This is a genomic window from Exiguobacterium indicum HHS 31, from assembly GCF_001939065.1.
GTDB classification, from domain to species: domain Bacteria; phylum Bacillota; class Bacilli; order Exiguobacteriales; family Exiguobacteriaceae; genus Exiguobacterium_A; species Exiguobacterium_A indicum.
Map to the genome: position 1 here is coordinate 960,019 of NZ_MPSZ01000001.1, position 17,213 is coordinate 977,231.

The 17,213-nt window shown below is 47.4% G+C and carries 24 protein-coding genes; 11 read left to right on the top strand and 13 right to left on the bottom strand.

What is annotated here, in order from left to right; genetic code table 11:
• Window positions 1–9: 9 nt before the first annotated feature.
• Entirely contained in the window at window positions 10–984 is a 975-nt protein-coding gene (locus N179_RS05265) for a phosphotransferase (protein ID WP_158024753.1), read from the bottom strand.
• A 101-nt stretch (window positions 985–1,085) separates the two neighbouring features.
• Between N179_RS05265 and N179_RS05270 the strand changes: the two genes are divergently transcribed.
• The 3 genes from N179_RS05270 (at window position 1,086) to N179_RS05280 (ending at window position 2,289) form a co-directional block, all read left to right on the top strand.
• Window positions 1,086–1,484 (top strand): VOC family protein, encoded by a 399-nt coding sequence (locus N179_RS05270; RefSeq protein WP_075642435.1) that lies wholly within the window; start codon window positions 1,086–1,088, stop codon window positions 1,482–1,484.
• 122 nt (window positions 1,485–1,606) lie between these two features.
• Complete coding sequence (locus N179_RS05275) at window positions 1,607–1,948, top strand: PadR family transcriptional regulator (RefSeq protein WP_023468462.1); 342 nt, start codon at window positions 1,607–1,609, stop codon at window positions 1,946–1,948.
• The gene (locus tag N179_RS05280; RefSeq protein WP_338083375.1) at window positions 1,945–2,289 is read left to right on the top strand and encodes a DUF1048 domain-containing protein; all 345 of its coding nucleotides are present in this window, start codon (window positions 1,945–1,947) and stop codon (window positions 2,287–2,289) included. Before N179_RS05275 ends, N179_RS05280 begins: the two co-directional genes overlap by 4 nt.
• Window positions 2,290–2,339: 50 nt before the next feature.
• Here N179_RS05280 and N179_RS05285 read toward each other — a convergent pair whose 3' ends face one another.
• Genes N179_RS05285 through N179_RS05305 form a run of 5 tightly spaced genes read right to left on the bottom strand, consistent with a single transcriptional unit; the run spans window position 2,340 to window position 4,166 of the window.
• The gene (locus tag N179_RS05285) at window positions 2,340–2,693 is read right to left on the bottom strand and encodes a hypothetical protein (RefSeq protein ID WP_075642436.1); all 354 of its coding nucleotides are present in this window, start codon (window positions 2,691–2,693) and stop codon (window positions 2,340–2,342) included.
• Complete coding sequence (locus N179_RS05290; protein ID WP_035397109.1) at window positions 2,690–2,905, bottom strand: helix-turn-helix transcriptional regulator; 216 nt, start codon at window positions 2,903–2,905, stop codon at window positions 2,690–2,692. Before N179_RS05290 ends, N179_RS05285 begins: the two co-directional genes overlap by 4 nt.
• Window positions 2,906–2,961: 56 nt before the next feature.
• A complete protein-coding gene (locus tag N179_RS05295; RefSeq protein ID WP_075642437.1) occupies window positions 2,962–3,417 on the bottom strand; it encodes a GNAT family N-acetyltransferase in 456 nt (151 codons plus the stop codon).
• A gap of 19 nt (window positions 3,418–3,436) precedes the next feature.
• Entirely contained in the window at window positions 3,437–3,781 is a 345-nt protein-coding gene (locus N179_RS05300) for a DUF3147 family protein (RefSeq protein ID WP_035397105.1), read from the bottom strand.
• Window positions 3,762–4,166 carry a MarR family winged helix-turn-helix transcriptional regulator gene (locus N179_RS05305; protein WP_075642438.1) on the bottom strand — a complete coding sequence of 135 codons (405 nt, stop codon included), beginning with the start codon at window positions 4,164–4,166 and terminating at the stop codon, window positions 3,762–3,764. The genes N179_RS05300 and N179_RS05305 overlap by 20 nt, the downstream gene beginning before the upstream one ends.
• A 74-nt stretch (window positions 4,167–4,240) precedes the next feature.
• Here N179_RS05305 and N179_RS05310 point away from each other — a divergent pair, with 74 nt between their 5' ends.
• Entirely contained in the window at window positions 4,241–4,597 is a 357-nt protein-coding gene (locus tag N179_RS05310) for a hypothetical protein (protein WP_075642439.1), read from the top strand.
• Window positions 4,598–4,609: 12 nt separating this feature from the next.
• Window positions 4,610–5,377: a nucleotidyltransferase domain-containing protein gene (locus N179_RS05315; protein WP_075642440.1), complete on the top strand. Its 768-nt coding sequence runs from the start codon at window positions 4,610–4,612 to the stop codon at window positions 5,375–5,377.
• On the opposite strand, the gene N179_RS05320 is transcribed toward N179_RS05315, so the two are convergent.
• On the bottom strand, window positions 5,366–6,076 hold the full coding sequence (locus N179_RS05320) for an SAM-dependent methyltransferase (protein WP_075642441.1): 711 nt from the start codon (window positions 6,074–6,076) through the stop codon (window positions 5,366–5,368). The two genes, N179_RS05315 and N179_RS05320, sit on opposite strands and share 12 nt — an antisense overlap.
• A gap of 183 nt (window positions 6,077–6,259) precedes the next feature.
• Between N179_RS05320 and N179_RS05325 the strand changes: the two genes are divergently transcribed.
• Window positions 6,260–6,895 (top strand): homing endonuclease associated repeat-containing protein, encoded by a 636-nt coding sequence (locus tag N179_RS05325; protein ID WP_035397098.1) that lies wholly within the window; start codon window positions 6,260–6,262, stop codon window positions 6,893–6,895.
• Window positions 6,896–6,943: 48 nt separating this feature from the next.
• Here N179_RS05325 and N179_RS05330 read toward each other — a convergent pair whose 3' ends face one another.
• From N179_RS05330 to N179_RS05340, 3 genes are read right to left on the bottom strand one after another with little or no spacing between them, the layout of a single operon-like run.
• Window positions 6,944–7,354, bottom strand: a complete 411-nt coding sequence (locus N179_RS05330) for a DUF4362 domain-containing protein (RefSeq protein ID WP_075642442.1) — start codon at window positions 7,352–7,354, stop codon at window positions 6,944–6,946.
• 17 nt (window positions 7,355–7,371) lie between these two features.
• On the bottom strand, window positions 7,372–7,833 hold the full coding sequence (locus N179_RS05335; protein WP_244150213.1) for an SRPBCC family protein: 462 nt from the start codon (window positions 7,831–7,833) through the stop codon (window positions 7,372–7,374).
• A gap of 16 nt (window positions 7,834–7,849) precedes the next feature.
• Entirely contained in the window at window positions 7,850–8,215 is a 366-nt protein-coding gene (locus tag N179_RS05340) for an ArsR/SmtB family transcription factor (RefSeq protein WP_055968349.1), read from the bottom strand.
• A 136-nt stretch (window positions 8,216–8,351) separates the two neighbouring features.
• Here N179_RS05340 and N179_RS05345 point away from each other — a divergent pair, with 136 nt between their 5' ends.
• Window positions 8,352–9,206, top strand: coding sequence for a LysR family transcriptional regulator (locus N179_RS05345; RefSeq protein WP_075642444.1), 855 nt, complete (start codon window positions 8,352–8,354; stop codon window positions 9,204–9,206).
• On the opposite strand, the gene N179_RS05350 is transcribed toward N179_RS05345, so the two are convergent.
• Entirely contained in the window at window positions 9,194–9,823 is a 630-nt protein-coding gene (locus N179_RS05350) for a hypothetical protein (RefSeq protein WP_075642445.1), read from the bottom strand. The genes N179_RS05345 and N179_RS05350 overlap by 13 nt on opposite strands.
• 118 nt (window positions 9,824–9,941) lie before the next feature.
• Here N179_RS05350 and N179_RS05355 point away from each other — a divergent pair, with 118 nt between their 5' ends.
• Window positions 9,942–10,709, top strand: a complete 768-nt coding sequence (locus N179_RS05355) for an SDR family NAD(P)-dependent oxidoreductase (RefSeq protein ID WP_075642446.1) — start codon at window positions 9,942–9,944, stop codon at window positions 10,707–10,709.
• Between the two features lie 63 nt (window positions 10,710–10,772).
• The gene (locus N179_RS05360; RefSeq protein WP_075642447.1) at window positions 10,773–11,570 is read left to right on the top strand and encodes an SDR family NAD(P)-dependent oxidoreductase; all 798 of its coding nucleotides are present in this window, start codon (window positions 10,773–10,775) and stop codon (window positions 11,568–11,570) included.
• A 36-nt stretch (window positions 11,571–11,606) separates the two neighbouring features.
• Here N179_RS05360 and N179_RS05365 read toward each other — a convergent pair whose 3' ends face one another.
• The gene (locus tag N179_RS05365; RefSeq protein WP_244150214.1) at window positions 11,607–12,854 is read right to left on the bottom strand and encodes a polysaccharide deacetylase family protein; all 1,248 of its coding nucleotides are present in this window, start codon (window positions 12,852–12,854) and stop codon (window positions 11,607–11,609) included.
• Window positions 12,855–13,046: 192 nt separating this feature from the next.
• Here N179_RS05365 and N179_RS05370 point away from each other — a divergent pair, with 192 nt between their 5' ends.
• Window positions 13,047–14,462, top strand: coding sequence for an NAD-dependent succinate-semialdehyde dehydrogenase (locus N179_RS05370; protein WP_023468478.1), 1,416 nt, complete (start codon window positions 13,047–13,049; stop codon window positions 14,460–14,462).
• A gap of 155 nt (window positions 14,463–14,617) precedes the next feature.
• On the top strand, window positions 14,618–15,061 hold the full coding sequence (locus N179_RS05375; protein WP_075642449.1) for an NUDIX hydrolase: 444 nt from the start codon (window positions 14,618–14,620) through the stop codon (window positions 15,059–15,061).
• Window positions 15,062–15,146: 85 nt separating this feature from the next.
• Here N179_RS05375 and N179_RS05380 read toward each other — a convergent pair whose 3' ends face one another.
• Window positions 15,147–17,162, bottom strand: coding sequence for a Na+/H+ antiporter (locus tag N179_RS05380; protein WP_075642450.1), 2,016 nt, complete (start codon window positions 17,160–17,162; stop codon window positions 15,147–15,149).
• Window positions 17,163–17,213: the final 51 nt, after the last annotated feature.

A 17,213-nucleotide genomic window follows, 5' to 3' on the forward strand; every position in this document is an offset into this window, starting at 1 on the left:
TTTTTATGCTTATCTTACCGACATCCACTTGATCCAGAGATTCCGGTCGTGCGCTCGTAATTCTTTTATTGTTAAAAGGACTTGTTCTGTTCCAAGTACTCGTTCCGCTTCAGGGATCCCACTTTTCCCAAGTGAGCGATTGAGATTAAAATCCAGCCAGTCCAGCTTTCCTTGAATACTGCTATCGATGACGTGCGTCCAGTGGACATCAGGCAAACGTTGGTTTGTCGCGTAACCGTCAAGAAATGCGTTAAATCGAACGCGGTCAAACGTATTGTTTTTCAGCTTCGACCAATAACAGGCTGTCTCGAACACGTCGACGGCTCGATGGATCAGACCCGCAGACTCCCAGTCAATCAGGACTGGACCCGTTGGTGTCCAGAGGACGTTCTTTGGATCGAGATCACGATGACTGACGATCCAGTCTACTGGCAATTGTTTTTGCGCTCCCTGTGCTAATCTTTCAATTCGTTGCAGCTGTTCCTGCTCTTCCATGAATAGCTGCAGCCACTTTGCTTGCTGCCGATTTCCTTCTTCTACATGACCGTTCCAATCGATTGAAGTACTTGAGGTATCCGGCTTTATAAAGTCAGTCGTCGCTATAGAAAGACCGTGCAACCGTCCTAATTGAACTCCGATTTGTCGTGCATGTGCCGGTCGAAGTTGATCGGTTGATAACGTCTTGCCATCGATCCAATCAAATAAAAGGTAATCCGAGCCGTCAATCGTTTGTACCGCTTGATCGTTTACGCGACGTGCCGGTAATGCTGCTAAGTGAAATGACGCTTGCATGGCGACCTCTTCTGACATCTTAAAATTATTTCGTGCTTCAGGTCGTCGCATGATGTCGGGATTCAATCGTTTTAAGACGTATGATCCAGTCGTCGTATGTAGTCGCCATGTCTCATGCAGGAGTCCCCCTGTCAATCGTACAGGTTCGCTAATCATTTGCCCTAATAAAAAACGTTCACAAATCAAATTCATCGTTTGTTGCATCCTATTCTCCATTTCGTTCGTTCCAACCGATCCATGAAATGCTACACTAGTTTTGCATGATTTCATTGAACACGAAGGAAGGTTTTAGTATGAAACAAATTCATCACATCTGTATTCAGACGACGGACTACGCTGCGTCTAAACAATTTTATGAACAGCTTGGGTTCTCCCTCGTTCAAGAATCACCTGGTTTTCACGACCGCGCCTTTAACAGCTGGTTACGACTCGGTGATTTCTATATCGAATTGCAAACACCCAAATCGGGTCAGCCGTTCACCGATTATACGAAACAAGCAGCGGGTCCCGTCCATTTCGCACTTTACGTTGACGACTTGCAAGAAGAAGTAGCACGCTTGGAACGACTCGGGATGCCTTTCCTACCGAAACACGGCGGAAACATCTACTTCGTCGTCGATGGTCATCTTAGCAAATTAAAAGCACCCGAAGGAACAATCATTGAACTACGGGATACGTTTGCGATCTCTTAATTTCCATTCAACCGCCCATAATAAGGCGGTTTTTATATTGTCCAAACCAGTACTTTGTGTTACTATATAGTGGTAGTCGTTAATACTAAGTAGCTGATTTATTAAGTATCGAGGTGAATAATTTGGAAAATATCACAGAATTGCTCAAAGGTATACTTGAAGGATGTGTACTTGAGATCATCAGCCGCGGTGAAACTTATGGTTATGAAATCACTCAACAGTTACGTCAACTCGGATTCTCAGATGTCGTGGAAGGTACAGTCTATACAATCACGATGCGCTTAGAAAAGCAGCAGCTCGTTCATATCGAAAAAAAAGCATCAACAATGGGACCTCCTCGAAAATTTTATACGCTAAACGAAGCAGGCCACGATCGTTTACGTATCTTTTGGGAAAAATGGGCGTTCGTATCTGACAAAATGCAAGAACTGCAGCAGTTAAAACAAGAAGGGAGTACGAGATGATGGGAATATTCGAGCGGATCACCGGTAGTATGGAAGCTAAAAGAGAATGGCGGTCGATGGAGAAGCGGGCTAAATCTCTTCCTCCTCGCTACTATGAGGCTTATCAAGCGATTCAACGCTATTTAAATGTCACGGGTGGACTAACGAGTTGGCAAAGTAGTCATCGTGTACTGACCGTCGTCCTCGAGTTGATGGAACAAGCCGCCTTCGAGCAAAAACCAGTGACAGATTTCACTGGAGAGGATGTTGCTGCGTTTTGTGATGAGTTAGTGAAGGACGAGCAGTCTTGGCAAACATCGTACCGTCATAAATTGAATGAAACCATTCGTCAGAATTCATGATGACGTATGGAGTAAAGGGATGTGTCAGACACATCCCTTTTTTGTATTCATCAAATCCGTCGATTGATAAATATTAATACGATTGGAAAGAACAGGATTTGCCCTCCTAATGCTAGCAACAGAGCAAATTGAATGTCTTTTATGATCGACAGATTAACGAGTAGCAAGATTAAGAAAAGATATCCGATGCTTACGAGATAAGCGATATGTCCACTACGAATTTTAACAATTCCTTGGCGCTCATCATACGGTTCCGTTGGCGAGAATACCGTTCCTGTGATACGTGACGTGACGCCAGCTAAAACGAGGATGATCCCGAGAGTTTTAGCCGCCGAATCTGTCATCGTTAAGTACAGACCTACTCCAATTAAAATGATGTCTAGTAACACATTGACTCGCTTCATTCTGTTCCCTCCTCGTTCATTCGATTCGGTGTAAAGATGTCTTCGATTCGCCGTTCAAACAGATCAGCTAGTGTAAACGCGAGGTCGAGTGACGGATTGTACCGCTCTTTTTCGATAGAAATGACCGTCTGACGCGACACGTTCAATCGTTTTGCCAGTTCGCCTTGCGACCAGCCACGTTCTTCGCGCATCTCTCTGACCTTATTTTTCATGATCCCACCTCACGCTTCCACTATATGTAAATAACACTCTACCTGTCAAGTTTCCTTTACACCCTCTTCATACGCTCCCACATGATATACCGATCGTCTCTCCCGACCTGAATCAATCCCGCTTTTTCGAGTACTCGGATTGATGCTTGATTCGTCGACTCCGTCTTCGCAAGTACTCCTGTCACTTCCGTTTGTTCGAACGCCCATTCGATCAATGCTTGAACTGCTTCCGTCGCAAACCCTTGATTGAGATACGCTGGTAACAGACCATAACCGATTTCGACCGCTTGTCGTATGTCCGGCTTCCCCTTGAATCCGATATCCCCGATTACCTGACCATCCTTTGTCATGACGAGCCAGCTGCCCCAGTATAGCATCGAAGGATCTGACGCTACTGACATCAAATGATGCTGAACTTCCGGTCCGTTATCGTAGTGCTGTTGTTGTAGCCGTGTCACGTCATTCGCCGTACACGGATGAATCGTCAAGCGCTCCGTTTGAAGGATTACCATCGCTTTCGCTCCTTTTTGATTACGTTTGCCACCAATGTTGTAGTTGACGTTGAACATACCAACAAACGATAAAAAAACTTGTTGCACCAAGTATACTGTAAAAAACAGGAATCCCTAAGCGAATTAACCCATATAAGACGGCAAGCAATAAGAACGTCGCTGGTAATCCGAGTAACACACTCTTTAAGAATGTACTCAGTTCTGCCCGTTCACTTCCCTGTTTAACGAGCCAGGCAAAGCTGATCAGACTGACGACGGGCAATGCAGACAACACACCACCCAGTGACGGTGAACGCCGGGCGACTTCCGTGACGAGACCGATGACCAGTGCGCTCGACAGCACCTTAACGAGAAAAGCAGTCATCTGCCGCCTCCCGCAACAATCGAAACGCCTGTTCAATCGTCTGTTGTTCTGTTTTTGACATCGTAGCAAGGACTTGATTTAACCGTTCAGGATCGAGTTCCGTATGACGACGAACGATTGTATCTCCTAAGTCTGTCAAACCAATCGTCACTTGGCGTTGGTCTTCTGGATTCCGTTTTTTTTCGATATAGCCTAATCTGTCCAACTTTTTGACGTGCTCAGACGTCGTATTATGTGAGAGGCGAAATGCCTCGGCAACCTGCTTGATCGTCGGATTCACCGCAAATTGAATGTATTGCAAAATACGCACACTTTGGTGAGACAGGTTTTCTTCGAACCGTGGATGTAGTTGATAATAAATTTTTGCAAAATCAGCTGAAATCATAATGCTCCCCCTTATATCGTATAATCCGAATATATCGTAAATTACGATATATAACCAGAGAAAGAGGTATTTTCATGAAAAAAGTGTTAGCTACTATCGTATTGGTCATTCTTTTTCTCAGTGGATGCTTAGCGGAGACGACGTTGACAACGACGGACCTCATCGCGGCGGAATTCATTGAACAAGATCAAGACGTCATCCGCTTGAACGATCGCGTGTATCGACTAGATCAGGTCGTAACCGTCTCGAGTCTTTCTTTGACTCCCGGACCACGTGTTCAAAAAATAGCATCCGAAAAGACGCTCAAGGACGGCATGGCAACTCGTCTTAAGAGCGGTACGGTCATCTATCACGAAAAAGATGATACGATGTTTCTATATGTGCAGCGAAACAAGAAGTGGTATCGCTATCAATCCATCTCTGAAGGATGAGGAGGAAGACAAATGCAGTATCCAACGACATTGGGCACGAAAAATGGCTACATCCACAATCCAACTTCCGCTAAAGCGATTCCTGTCCGTTATCGTGCCGTAATTCAGGACGTCGTCGCCTATGTACAAACCTTATCCGCGTTTCATGGCGTGTACTTGTATGGCAGCGTCGCCAAAGGAACGGCGCGTCCCTTTGAATCCGACCTCGATTTTACACTGATTTTGACAGAACCGTTGACGGAAGAAGAACACATGCAGTTAGATGAACGGACAGAAGACTGGTTGAAGGACTATCCATTCGTCACCAAAATCGATTATGACATCGGTCTGCTTCGCGACGTCATGCGGGATGACGAAGTTCTTCGCTGGGGCGTCTGGTTGAAATCCGTCAATTTGTTTTTGGCAGGCGAAAATCTCCAAAGTCGATTTCCATCCCTTCGCCCGACACGCGCTCTTGGCTTCGCGTTAAACAATGGAGTATGTGAGCAGTTGAAAACGGATTTATTTCTCCTAGAAACAGGTCAGGTCGCTTTGCTTCATTCCGATTCGATCATGAAACGGATTGTTCGGAGCGCCTATCACCTTATTCTAGAAGACGATCAAAGCTTCGTGCATGACCTAGAGACACTCCGTCCAATCCTGCTTCATTATTTTCCTGACGAACCGCGCTTTTTGTCACTGTTCGCCGCTTACGATACAGACCAAATCGTTTCGCGAGAGGATGTCCACTACTTTGTAGACTGGTTCGCGTCTCGAATGCCGGACGAATCAATCCTTTAATTGAAACAGACCAGTCCACAGTCCAGCATGACCAAATAATGCCTCCGGATTGTCAACGGGTTTCATTTCCGTTAGTTCGATGACGTCGAATGCATCGAATATGGCGAGTAACCGCTCTTTCGTATAGCCGAGTCCACCTTGGAGACTGTTTTCTTGATAGACCTCCCAGTCCGTCAACGTCGCCCCGCCAAGCGGACCGCCCGCAACAAAACACGTCAATCCGAAATATCCTCCTGGGCGCAACATCTCCTTCAGTCGCGTCACATAAGTCACACGTCGATGTGGCGCCATATGATGAAAACAGCCGGAATCGTAAATGAAATCATATGTATTCTGTTCGGTCGTCTCTAGAAAATCTTGCTTTCGAAACGCAACGTGCGCTCCAGTCTGTTGTGCTTGTTCCGTTGCCCAGTCTAACGCGGTTGCTGAGAGATCCAGTCCTGTCACCGAGAAACCGTGTGTTGCGAGATAAATCGCATTTCGACCCGGTCCTGTTCCGAGATCTAATGCGTCACCAGGCGAGAGCCAGCCCTCTTCGATGTAGCGAACTAAGTTCTCGTCCGGAATGTTCTTAAAAAACGGGACCGGTTTCGACCGATCTTCATAGAACTTGTCCCAAAACGGTTCTGGTTCACGCAATCGTGCGTCGAGCATCTTTAAAATATCCTCCATCGTATCAATCGTCTGTGTTTCTGTCATTGATCAGTTCCTTCTCTTTTCTTCTATAATAATGTATTCGTGTTTCTTCTCTAATTTTCCTGTATTTCCTGGATAAAAATGCGCTATTTTTCTTACCTTACGATATTGTTAGTATGTTCTCGCAATCGCTCATGCTACACTAGCCTGTAATTGAAACAACCATTCAAAAGGGAGATATCTTGCATGCGTCAACATCCGACTTCCACTTCCACCTTAGCAACGGACGAGAAGATCATCCGCTTGATTCAAGGTCTTCATCAAATGCACCATTCACCTATGAAAGCTACCCATTATCAAAAGTTAGCAGCTCAACTTCCTTACCCTTCGCTTGAAGAAATCAACGCCCGATTCGGTTCGTGGGCACACCTGTTAGAACGAGCTGGAATCGTCAAGGCTTCCCATTTATCGACGAAAGAACGCATGACGCTGAACCGTCCCGCTGCGGTCAAGCGAACGAAGCGGTGGTCGATCGAAGAAAGCGTTGCTTTTTATGTCGCACAAAAAGGAACGAACATGACGATTCGCTCCTACACGGAATTGCGGGATTTACACCCAGAGATGCTGAGTGCGAATACGATCATTCGTCGGTTCGGTACCTGGAAAAATGCCTTGGCACACTTCGATCTCACCTCGAACGGCTTCTTCACCGATCAAGACTGCTTAGACGCTCTTCAACAAGCTGCAGCCACACATGGACCGCTTCTGACGAGTCAACAATATGCCAAGTGGGCGCGTGCGCACCAAGCACCTTCACTGACGTTGTTGATTGAACGCTTCTCCAGTTGGCGCGAAGCCTTGCGTCGTCTCGACAGCGAATAAAAAGGATCGTGCCCGCTGATTGATTCGACGGGACACGATCCTTTTTGATTATTGTGTTGGCAATCGTAAGAGCTCATGATCCGCCCCTTCAGCGCATTGGCGTAACGTATAGACCGACTGTTCCTTCTCGCTTGTCTTGACGAGTCTCTTACAGACTTCGTTTTTACGATCATCGTCTGTTGTACCGAATTGATCACGCGATGAATCAGACGTGTATTGATACGACTTTCCCTCATACTTGACGTCATACAATACTGGGTCTCCTTCAGTCGTAAATGCCGTGATGCGGATCTGATCTGATTTGCCTTGCATTGACTTCTTTAAAAAGGACTCGAATCGGTCGCTGTTCGTAACATCATTCTGGACGATGATGTCGCCATTCTCTTTCGCCTCTTCCAACGTATATTTTCCACAACCGGCTAAACAAAGCAGACATACTATAAGACCGAGCTTCCGCATCCTTCACCGACTCCTTCTCAACGTTTCGTTAATAAGCGATCAAGGCGATACAGTTGCGACGTAAAGCCCTCCTTCATCCCCATACCGAGCACTTCTTGCACGGCTGCTTCTGTCTCATAGGTCGACTCGAAGACAATCAACGTCGTCTCCCCGAGGTCGAGGAATGTCGTGACATTTTCGCTACCCGGTAAATGTTCAGAGATCGCCCCTGACGCGTCCGAGAAATAATCGGCATGACTATACGTGTTCGGAGCATCGATGTGTCTGAAAATCGCTTTCCCCCACGACTCCATGCCGTAAAAGTCACCTTGCGCCGGATCAACACAGCGCATGCAATAATGCCATACACCACCTGGTTGAAACTCAAACGTCTTGATCATCGTCTCCCAGCCTTCCGGTCCCCACCACGCTTCGAGTTGCTCTTTTTCTGTGAATGCAGCAAAGACATTATCTCGAGGAGCCTCACATGTCCATTCCATTCGTAAAGTCTTCCCCTCAATCGAGGTCTTCAATTCCTTTTTCATTCGTCCCGTCTCCCTTCACGTTCGACTGAATCTGCTTCAAATGTGCGTCTAGACGATGCATGCGGGCTTCCATTTGTGCAAGCGAGTTGCTCCACATGACGAGCTCTCGAAACGTTTCTGGGCGAAGGCTATACAAGCGACGATTCGCCTGCCGTTCGACAGTGATTAGTTCCGCGTCAAGCAACAGCTTTAAATGCTTCGAGGTTTGCGGTTGGCGTAAGTGTAGTTGTTCAGCTAACTCATTGACGGAGCGAGGACCATTTCGTAACGCTTCGATGAGTTGAATCCGTGTCGCGTCTCCGAGAGCTGAGAATCGTATTGGTATCCGATCATTCATATCCGTTCACCTCTTTATTTTATATATTCCCAATTTAGAATATTCCAAACTAAGAATATAAAAAATGCAAAATGATTGTCAGATGCGTTCAAATGGCGTAAGTTCTAAACAACCTGTATGAAAAGAGCGTGAACCAATGAAGACCGAATGGATGGAAGCATTCCTCGTCACCGCGGAGACCGGTAGCCTGACGAAAGCAAGCGAAGTACTGCATATGACGCAACCGGCGTTAAGTAAACAAATCAAAAGCCTTGAGAGTGCACTCGAAGTCTCGCTGTTGCACCGCTCGGCACATGGTGTCACGTTGACGACAGCTGGCGAAATCGTCTTTGAAGAGAGCCGTGAACTGCTTGACCGGATCGATCAGATGAAACGACGGATCGGTACGATCGACGAACGGACGACGTTGACGCTCGGATCATGGCCAAGCGTCGCGATGACATATCTCCCCCGTCACGTCTCGCGTCAAGCGACGGCACCGGATCTCAAATTAAAGACGGCGCATACGACGATCGATTTGATGCAAGGTCTTGAAGAACGCCGATACGATGCTGTCTTACTCGACGATCGTCACCATGTCCATCCGTATCATACGACCCATTTGTATACGGAGAACTTTTTACTTTATGTCCATCAAGACGATGAACGATTCACAGACTGTACGTCTGTGGCGTTTGAGCAAATTCGTGACGCCTCTTTCTTGTCGCTTCCGATCGATTGCGATTCGACGAACATCCTAAAGGACGCGTTCATCGAGCGAGGTGCCGTCTATCAAGCAGAAAACGAGATGGAATTCGGATCGAGCGTCCTCGGTTTCATCCGTGCAGGGCTCGGTATTGCCCTGTTGCCGGAGATTTTCCAAGACGGACTATCCCCTGAAATCAAGACGTTACCGGTCGACGAGTTTGATGTCGTCCGTGAATTGTCGCTCGTCTCACGAGACGCCTCCCATCATGCGATCCTGCTTGATTTACTCGGTCAGTCGCGCTGAAGGTGCACTTGTAGTTCATGCCTCAGCCCATCGACTTGATCTTGTGAAATCGCCGAATCCGGTGTGTCACCGTACCGGACGAGATGGTAGATCAATGGATCAAGCGTGACATCAATCCGTTGTAACCATTCGCCGACCGTCTCTTCGGAGCGGCGGCGTTTTTGTCGTGTCAGTTGCCGATCGAACGTTTGTAACAGACGGCGAATCTCTGACTCTGATTCTTCACCAACAAGTGTTTGTCGTGTCGAACGATTTGGGGAAAACACCGGCGGCGGCTGCATTAAATCGTCGATTACATTCTCTCGTTTGCGTCGTTTTCGCAAACGCTTCAAGAAATAACGCACACTAAAGATGACAATCAGTAGTATGACAAGACCGATGACGCCGTAAAAGGTAGCAACACCTAAGGCATCCTTATCCGCAAATCCCCCGCTTTGGATGTCGATTTTTTGCTTGGTCGGTTTTCCTTCTTCTTTCCCGCCTCCATCAACCATAAATCGGGCTTGATAGGTTGCCGGATCATAAAAGAAATAACGATAGACTTCTGTACCGACTAGTTGAATAGCAGCAAGGCTCACGAGTGCTATACATAATGTCACAACTAAACCACGCTTCATCTCATCCCTCCTTTTCAATATTTTACCATCTCCACTCTACCTTGGAGTGATTTTTCTTTCTTTTCAGTCAATTTTTCATTAGAGTAAGTGATGACTCTCAATAAAAGGACGTGACATCATGTATCTTCCAAGTTTTTCGTTAACCGATCAGACATTTCTCATCACAGGAGCTGGTCGAGGCATCGGACGTGCACTCGCCATCGGAATGGCAGAAGCCGGTGCTAACATCATTCTCGTCGCCCGGACGGAACGCGATTTGAAGGAGACGGCACAAGAAATCGAACGACTCGGTCGAACGGCTTACATATTCCCGTGCGACATCACTGACCGGAAACAAGTCGTCGAGACGGTAGCTCGTGCTTACGAACAAGTACTGCAGATTGATGGGCTCGTCAACAATGCCGGAATGAACATTCGTTCGAAGGCACTCGATGTGACGGAAGACGAGTGGGAAACGATCCAACAGACCAATCTGAAATCCGCTTTCTTCTTTGCTCAAGAAATTGGTAAACGGATGCAGGAGACAGGTGGAAGCATTCTGAATATCGCCTCGGTTGCTGGTCACGTCGCCTTACGGACCGGCGTCGTATATGCGACGACGAAAGCGGCAATGATTCAGATGACGAAAGTATTGGCGCTTGAATGGGGACCACAAAATATTCGCGTCAATGCAATCGGACCGTGGTATTTTAAGACACCATTAACAGAACCATTGTTGGAAGATCCTACATACCTGCAAGAGATCGTTGACGTGACACCGCTCGGTCGGGTCGGTGAATTAGAAGAACTTGTTGGACCAGCTGTCTTCTTATCGTCTGCTGCAGCCCGTTACGTGACCGGACAAACGCTTTATGTCGATGGTGGGATGACGATTAAAGGTTTTTAAAGACAGAAGAAGACGGATGCGCATCTGCCCATCCGTCTTCTCGTATCTGAAAGGAGTTTCATCATGTCAACACGTATTGCACTCGTCGCTGGTGCCTCCCGTGGCGCCGGACGTGGCATCGCTTATGCCTTGGGTGACGCTGGAACGATTGTCTACGTCACAGGACGGAGTACGAATGAACAGGCAACGGATCAACGAAGCGAAACGATCGAAGAGACGGCTGCTGGTGTCACAGCACGCGGCGGACTTGGCATCCCCGTCGTTTGTGACCATACGAGTCTTTACGATATCGATCGTCTGATTCAGCAGATTCAGCACCAACATGGTCGAATCGATCTCCTCGTCAACTGCGTGTTCGGTGGTTCGGAAAGCCACTTGCCGTCTGGAACCGGACGACGGTTTTGGGAGCGACCACCGGAACATTGGGACGCGATGATGTCTGCCGGACCAAAAGCGTATTTGTGGACGATTCGGGCTGCGATGCCATTGCTGCAACAGAGTCCAGCTGCGCTCGTCATCAATGTGACGTCATTCACTCCAGAGCTGGTGTCTGGAAACCTCTATTATGATTTGGCGATGCAAACGATTAATCGAATGACACACGTCATGGCACTGGAGTTAGCTCAGACGACCATTTCTGTCATCGCGCTGTGCCCCGGTTTCATGCGAACGGAACGGGTCGTCGATGCTGGATTCGCGAGTGCCGCGACTGAATCGACGACCTATATCGGACGAGCCGTTACAGCGCTGATGGCGGATGACGATGTTAGCCGTTATTCTGGACAAGCCATCTTCGTTGCCGATCTCGCGAAGACCTATCACTTTACGGATCAGGACGGAACGCAGCCACTACCTTTTTAATTGCTTTAATCGATGAATTAACTAGTTTTCAATCACTCACTTCCGTTCCGGTCGTGCTGGATCAAAGACTTCTTTCGCATCAAAGAATGGATCGAGTATGCTCGTATTTCCAGCAACTGCTTGACGTAAACGAATCCCATCAACGTTGATTCGAGCTTGGCGGAAGTAGTCGGGTCCAACTTGCTTCCACGCATGTTGACTCGCATCGACATTGAAGAAATAACGGAAACCGCTATCGATGAGCAAACGATATTTCTCACCCGAATACTCATGCCAATCCCCGACATCACTGCCATATGGATAAATCAGTTGCGTCGTTTTTCCGATCAGCGGAGCAACGTCCTGTTTGTAGCGTTTAAGATCCGCGCGAATCGTCGTGACTGATTCTTTCCCGACCCAAATATGTCCGTACGTATGACTCGCGAACTGCCAGCCATCCTTTTTTAATGCGACGGCGGTCTGTTTCGCTTGTTTTCGTGCCGTTTCGACCTGTTTATTGTGTCCGTATTGGTTGTAGGAGGAACGATACCCGAGCACCCCATTATAACCTGTAATACCGAGCAACCCTTTTGCTCCTTTATAGGAAAAGTCAGGATGAGACTGGACGAACGCATCGACGATTGGTACGAGATCATAAGAACCATCCGGCTTTCCAATCATCGCGTTGACAATTTTTCCATCCTTCACTTTTAAATTCTTCGCAAATCCGTCGCCTTCCATGTATTCGTAATAATTGACGTCGTCCTGCGACAACACGAGCGGTTGCTTTCCTTTTGGTAAACGGACGGGTGTCTCGACGATCTTCCCGTTCACCTCTTTTGCTAAATCTGTTGGTCGGACGAGTACGTAGTTGTTTTTGTACAACGCATCCAAGATCCGTTCGAACTCCTGTTGTGTCACCATGTAATCATCGTATCCCGCTTCCTTCCGGTCGCCATCAAATGCTTGGTTTGGATCAGCAATCAATGAATGGAAAAAGAGATGCGGCACAGGTTTCGTCACAGGCAGGAGCGCCTGCTTTTTCTGTTCGTATTCCTCTTCCCTCTGTTTCGTCTCTTTTGTGCGCACGGGTTTTAACACCTTGATCGCCCGGTCATAATCGTACTGTGCAGCGTAACGCTCAGCACGCTGTAGCGTCTTTTCTATGTAAACTTGTTGCGAAGCTTGTCTTTTTTGCTGTGTCTCTCGTGTTTTTTCCGACTTTTTCTCGCTGACTTCGCTTTCCCCACATCCACTTAGTAGCAGACTCAGCGCCACACCGCCAATGATCCAGTTCCGTCTCATGTTTTTCGACTCCTTCATCAATTTTGACGTTTTCATTCCCCTCTATTCTAACTGTTCCCGATTGTTCAGTCGATTAACTACTTTTTGAGTCATTCCGTTTCGTTATGACTGCCCATCCAAAGCGGAACTTCCGCTCACTCGTCTTGAGGTGTTTAATAAAGGACGTAATGAAATTCGCGGAGGTGCAACAAGATGATTGAAAAGAACTTAATTAATGGTGAATGGTACGATACGACAGAAACGATTCCGGTCTACGACCCAGCAACGAAAGCATTGCTCGGACATGTTCCAGCAAGTTCAGCGGAAGACGCACAACGTTCCGTTGACGCAGCGAGCGAAGCATTCGTTAAGTGGTCAAATGAAACAGCAGACACACGCGCGAATTTAGTCGACGCCTGGTATCGCTTGATCAACGAAAATCGCGAGGAACTCGCCCGCATCATGACGACGGAACAAGGGAAACCGTACGTCGAAGCACTTGGCGAAGTCGATTACGGCAATCAATACGTCCGTTGGTACGCTGAAGAAGCACGTCGGATTTACGGTGAAACGATTCCGGCTTCTGTTCCAGGGAAACGACTCTTCGTCGAAAAAGAACCTGTCGGTGTCGTCGCAGCGATCACACCATGGAACTTCCCAGCAGCAATGATCACACGCAAACTCGCACCGGCTCTTGCAGCAGGTTGTACAATCGTCCTTAAACCATCGGAAGAGACACCGTTTACGGCACTTCGCCTCGTTGAACTAGCAGAAGAAGCAGGTATCCCTAAAGGTGTCATCAACGTCCTAACAGGTGACGCAGCAACAATCAGTGGCGTCTGGCAAGCCGATTCCCGTGTCCGGAAAATCACGTTCACAGGTTCAACAGCCGTCGGGAAATTGATCATGCGTCAAGCAGCTGATACGATGAAAAAATTGTCACTTGAACTCGGTGGACATGCACCCTTCATCGTCACGGAAAATGCGGATCTCGACAAAGCTGTCGAAGGCGCGATGCGCTCGAAATTCCGGAACGGTGGTCAAGCGTGTGTCGCGACGAACCGCTTCTACGTGCAAGCATCTGTCCTTAATGAGTTTACGGAAAAATTCACAGCTGCCGTCAAACAATTGCAAGTCGGTAACGGGATGGACGCTGACTCGACAGTTGGTCCATTAATCAATGCGAAAGCCGTCGCAAAAGTCAAAGCACACATCGATGACGCTGTCGCAAAAGGGGCAACGATCCTGACTGGTGGTACGATTGACGAATCGGTCGGCTACTTCGTCACTCCAACCGTGCTTGCCAATGTCACTGAAGACATGCTTTGCATGCAGGAAGAGACGTTTGGTCCGCTCGCACCGATCTCTGTCTTTGAGACGCTTGATGAAGTCATCGAACGGGCGAACAACACACCATACGGACTTGCGGCTTACGCGTTCTCTGAACGCATCGATGAAGCATTGATGCTCGGAAAACGACTCGAATACGGGATTGTCGGTCTGAACGATGGCGCACCATCTGCTGCACAAGCTCCATTTGGTGGCTATAAAGAGAGTGGTCTTGGCCGTGAAGGTGGCGTCTACGGCATCGAAGATTATCTCGAAGTCAAATACTTGTCGCTCGGTTAATCAATTAAACATTTCGTTTGAAACAAACGATCTTTACCCATAGGTCACCCCTCATTTCTTGAGTGAAATGAGGGGTTTTTGTTTGGCATGCTTACATACTATTTTGTAAGGTATGATTGAATTCAAATGATTATACGAAAAGGAGTGATTTAAGAATGGATGTCATCACCTTCGGGCAACAAGAACAGAACCAACACTACATAACAAGACCTGCTGTTTATGCGGTCATGCGCGACTCTCAAACAGGTAAAATTGCCGTCATTCAAAAAAAGGACGGTAAGTTGTTTCTTCCAGGTGGCGGTATCGAGACCTATGAGACGTATGAAGACTGTCTTAAAAGAGAGGTACTAGAAGAAACGGGGATGGACATCGAAATCGGTGATTTCATCGGACGAGCCAATCAACATTTCTATTCACAAAACGAAACGGCATATTATTTGAACGAAGGGCAGTTCTATCGTTGTGATGCTGGGCAGAAAGTACAAGATCCGATTGAGGATGATCATTCCTTACGATGGATCGACCCGGTTGAAGCAATCGAACATCTATTTCACGACCATCAACGCTACGCAGTCCAAAAGACGCTATACATGATTTAAATCAAGACGCACAAAAGGAGCACGATTCTCTTTTTCAGAGAAAACGTGCTCCTTTTAAATATGTGACAAACGAACAGTCTCGTTGTTATTCGACGTATTCGTAGAGAACGACACTCTCGATGTAGTGAATGAAGCGACGTAATTCCTTCTCCTCTTCGTTCGAGAGATCCCCTTCTTTCGACATATTCGCGATTTCAAGACGCTGAACTTCGATAGCTTTCAAGCAAAGTTCTTCTTTTTGCTGATCGACGTCCTTGCCACCGATTGGTGACGACCAACGCGTATGTTTGAAGCGAAGTCGTTTATAGAATTCCAGCACACTTTGAACGACGTCTGGTGGGTACGATGAGCGGCAATTCTCGAGACGTTCGATCACTGTGCCCATTACCTTTTCATACAGTTCATGCTCGACTTGTGTCATTTGAATCAACGCGTCAGATGACATGTTCGATCGTTTCCGCTTCCACCACAATTTTCGAATCGGTTGGACGATTTGGAAACGCGAATCCTTGCCGATCGCCTTACGACGGTTTTCGATCGAGCGGAAGACATCCTTCTTCAACAGATCCGGCACCTTGTGCTCAGCGACGAAACGTTTTGATTCTTCCTTTTCCCACTGGACGGCTTCCAGTCGCAATGCTTTCAATTGATCATTGAATTGATCGAGCTCTTCCTGACTTTTTTCCTGTGCCCGAAGCAACCGAAGCATGACATGATACTCATTAAGGAGATCAAACGCAACGACCGCATTGTCTTCGTCCGTCACTTGTTTGATTTCTGAGATTGCACGGCGAATCATCCGTTGTTTTTGGGCATTCAGGTCGAGTGCGATCGGTGTAGCCGCTTCTCCCCGGTTCAAGACCGGTAAGAGAATCGTTGCGAGAACGAGTGTATAGATGATGACTCCCGCTGCAAGGAAGATGATCAATGAGCGTTCCGGGAAGGCTTCGCCGGACTCCGTCAAGAACGGTAATGACAAGACCCCGACCATCGTGATCGTTCCGCGAACCCCGACCAGTGTCGTGATTAAATCTTGTTTGAAGGACGGTCGACGATGATCGCGGTCCTCTTTTTTAAAGAACCGATGATCGAACCAATTGAAGAACATCGTCCAGACGAGACGGATCGCGAGAATGAATGAACCGATTTCGATGACATATAGCATGAGACGCCAGTTGTTGATCGCATCATCTGCAAAAATCTCGCGTGTCGCTTCTGGCAACGTCAAACCAAGCAATAAGAAAATGATCCCGTTTAACGTATACGCAATCATCGTCCAGATGTTATCCGTCAACGTCTGCTCTTGTGCAAAGAACGTTTCCGTCCGTTCTTTGATCAAGGCATGCAAGATACCACCTGTCACGACGGCGATGACGCCTGACGCGTGAAACCCTTCTTCGGCGATGAAGAAGATGATGAACGGCGTTAAAATTTGCAGCAAAGCATAAAAGACGACATCTTCAATGCCGGCGCGACGCAAGCGTACCTTAAGAAAGTTCATCGCGAGCGAAATCGTCAATCCGATCAATGCTCCGACGATGAACATGTAGAAGAACTCAGTCGTTGCACTTTGAAGCGAGAAATACCCTGTGACGACAGCAGCGACCGCATAACTGAACGCAACTAATCCTGAAGCGTCATTGATCAGTGATTCTCCACGGACGAGTGTCAGAATCTGTTCTGGAATCTGGACACGTTTCGCGATCCCGTTGACGGCAATCGGATCGGTCGGCGATAAAATCGCAGCTAAAGCAAAGGCAGCAGCGACTGGAATAACTGGAATCAACCAGTTGATGAAGTACCCTCCGACGATCGTCGTCAACAAGACGAGAATGATCGCGTTCCCGAAGATCGCTGTCCGCATCCGCCATAAATCTTCTCGTGGGAAGTGAGAACTATCGTTATAAAGTAACGGTGCGATGAATAAGAGGAGGAACCATTCGGATTCGACCTCGATCGTCAAATCACTCATTAGGAGAGCGGCGACGGTTCCGGCAATGATTTGAATCAAAGCCGTTGGGATGAAACGGATGTAATGTCCGATGACTTGCGTCAATAAGATGAGGGCAAGCATCAATAAAATCAATGATAGTGTTTCCATGGAAGACCCCTTCCTCTATTGTTTCTTTCTACCTATATCCTAACATAGTTT

Coding starts and splice junctions, on each gene's coding strand:
- N179_RS05320 (WP_075642441.1), bottom strand. CDS start 6,076: ATGACAGAAACACAGACGATTGATACGATGGAGGATATTTTAAAGATG.
- N179_RS05280 (WP_338083375.1), top strand. CDS start 1,945: ATGATGGGAATATTCGAGCGGATCACCGGTAGTATGGAAGCTAAAAGA.
- N179_RS05270 (WP_075642435.1), top strand. CDS start 1,086: ATGAAACAAATTCATCACATCTGTATTCAGACGACGGACTACGCTGCG.
- N179_RS05310 (WP_075642439.1), top strand. CDS start 4,241: ATGAAAAAAGTGTTAGCTACTATCGTATTGGTCATTCTTTTTCTCAGT.
- N179_RS05330 (WP_075642442.1), bottom strand. CDS start 7,354: ATGCGGAAGCTCGGTCTTATAGTATGTCTGCTTTGTTTAGCCGGTTGT.
- N179_RS05365 (WP_244150214.1), bottom strand. CDS start 12,854: ATGAGACGGAACTGGATCATTGGCGGTGTGGCGCTGAGTCTGCTACTA.
- N179_RS05375 (WP_075642449.1), top strand. CDS start 14,618: ATGGATGTCATCACCTTCGGGCAACAAGAACAGAACCAACACTACATA.
- N179_RS05355 (WP_075642446.1), top strand. CDS start 9,942: ATGTATCTTCCAAGTTTTTCGTTAACCGATCAGACATTTCTCATCACA.
- N179_RS05350 (WP_075642445.1), bottom strand. CDS start 9,823: ATGAAGCGTGGTTTAGTTGTGACATTATGTATAGCACTCGTGAGCCTT.
- N179_RS05325 (WP_035397098.1), top strand. CDS start 6,260: ATGCGTCAACATCCGACTTCCACTTCCACCTTAGCAACGGACGAGAAG.
- N179_RS05305 (WP_075642438.1), bottom strand. CDS start 4,166: ATGATTTCAGCTGATTTTGCAAAAATTTATTATCAACTACATCCACGG.
- N179_RS05370 (WP_023468478.1), top strand. CDS start 13,047: ATGATTGAAAAGAACTTAATTAATGGTGAATGGTACGATACGACAGAA.
- N179_RS05295 (WP_075642437.1), bottom strand. CDS start 3,417: ATGGTAATCCTTCAAACGGAGCGCTTGACGATTCATCCGTGTACGGCG.
- N179_RS05380 (WP_075642450.1), bottom strand. CDS start 17,162: ATGGAAACACTATCATTGATTTTATTGATGCTTGCCCTCATCTTATTG.
- N179_RS05340 (WP_055968349.1), bottom strand. CDS start 8,215: ATGAATGATCGGATACCAATACGATTCTCAGCTCTCGGAGACGCGACA.
- N179_RS05335 (WP_244150213.1), bottom strand. CDS start 7,833: ATGGAATGGACATGTGAGGCTCCTCGAGATAATGTCTTTGCTGCATTC.
- N179_RS05345 (WP_075642444.1), top strand. CDS start 8,352: ATGAAGACCGAATGGATGGAAGCATTCCTCGTCACCGCGGAGACCGGT.
- N179_RS05315 (WP_075642440.1), top strand. CDS start 4,610: ATGCAGTATCCAACGACATTGGGCACGAAAAATGGCTACATCCACAAT.
- N179_RS05290 (WP_035397109.1), bottom strand. CDS start 2,905: ATGAAAAATAAGGTCAGAGAGATGCGCGAAGAACGTGGCTGGTCGCAA.
- N179_RS05360 (WP_075642447.1), top strand. CDS start 10,773: ATGTCAACACGTATTGCACTCGTCGCTGGTGCCTCCCGTGGCGCCGGA.
- N179_RS05265 (WP_158024753.1), bottom strand. CDS start 984: ATGAATTTGATTTGTGAACGTTTTTTATTAGGGCAAATGATTAGCGAA.
- N179_RS05300 (WP_035397105.1), bottom strand. CDS start 3,781: ATGACTGCTTTTCTCGTTAAGGTGCTGTCGAGCGCACTGGTCATCGGT.
- N179_RS05285 (WP_075642436.1), bottom strand. CDS start 2,693: ATGAAGCGAGTCAATGTGTTACTAGACATCATTTTAATTGGAGTAGGT.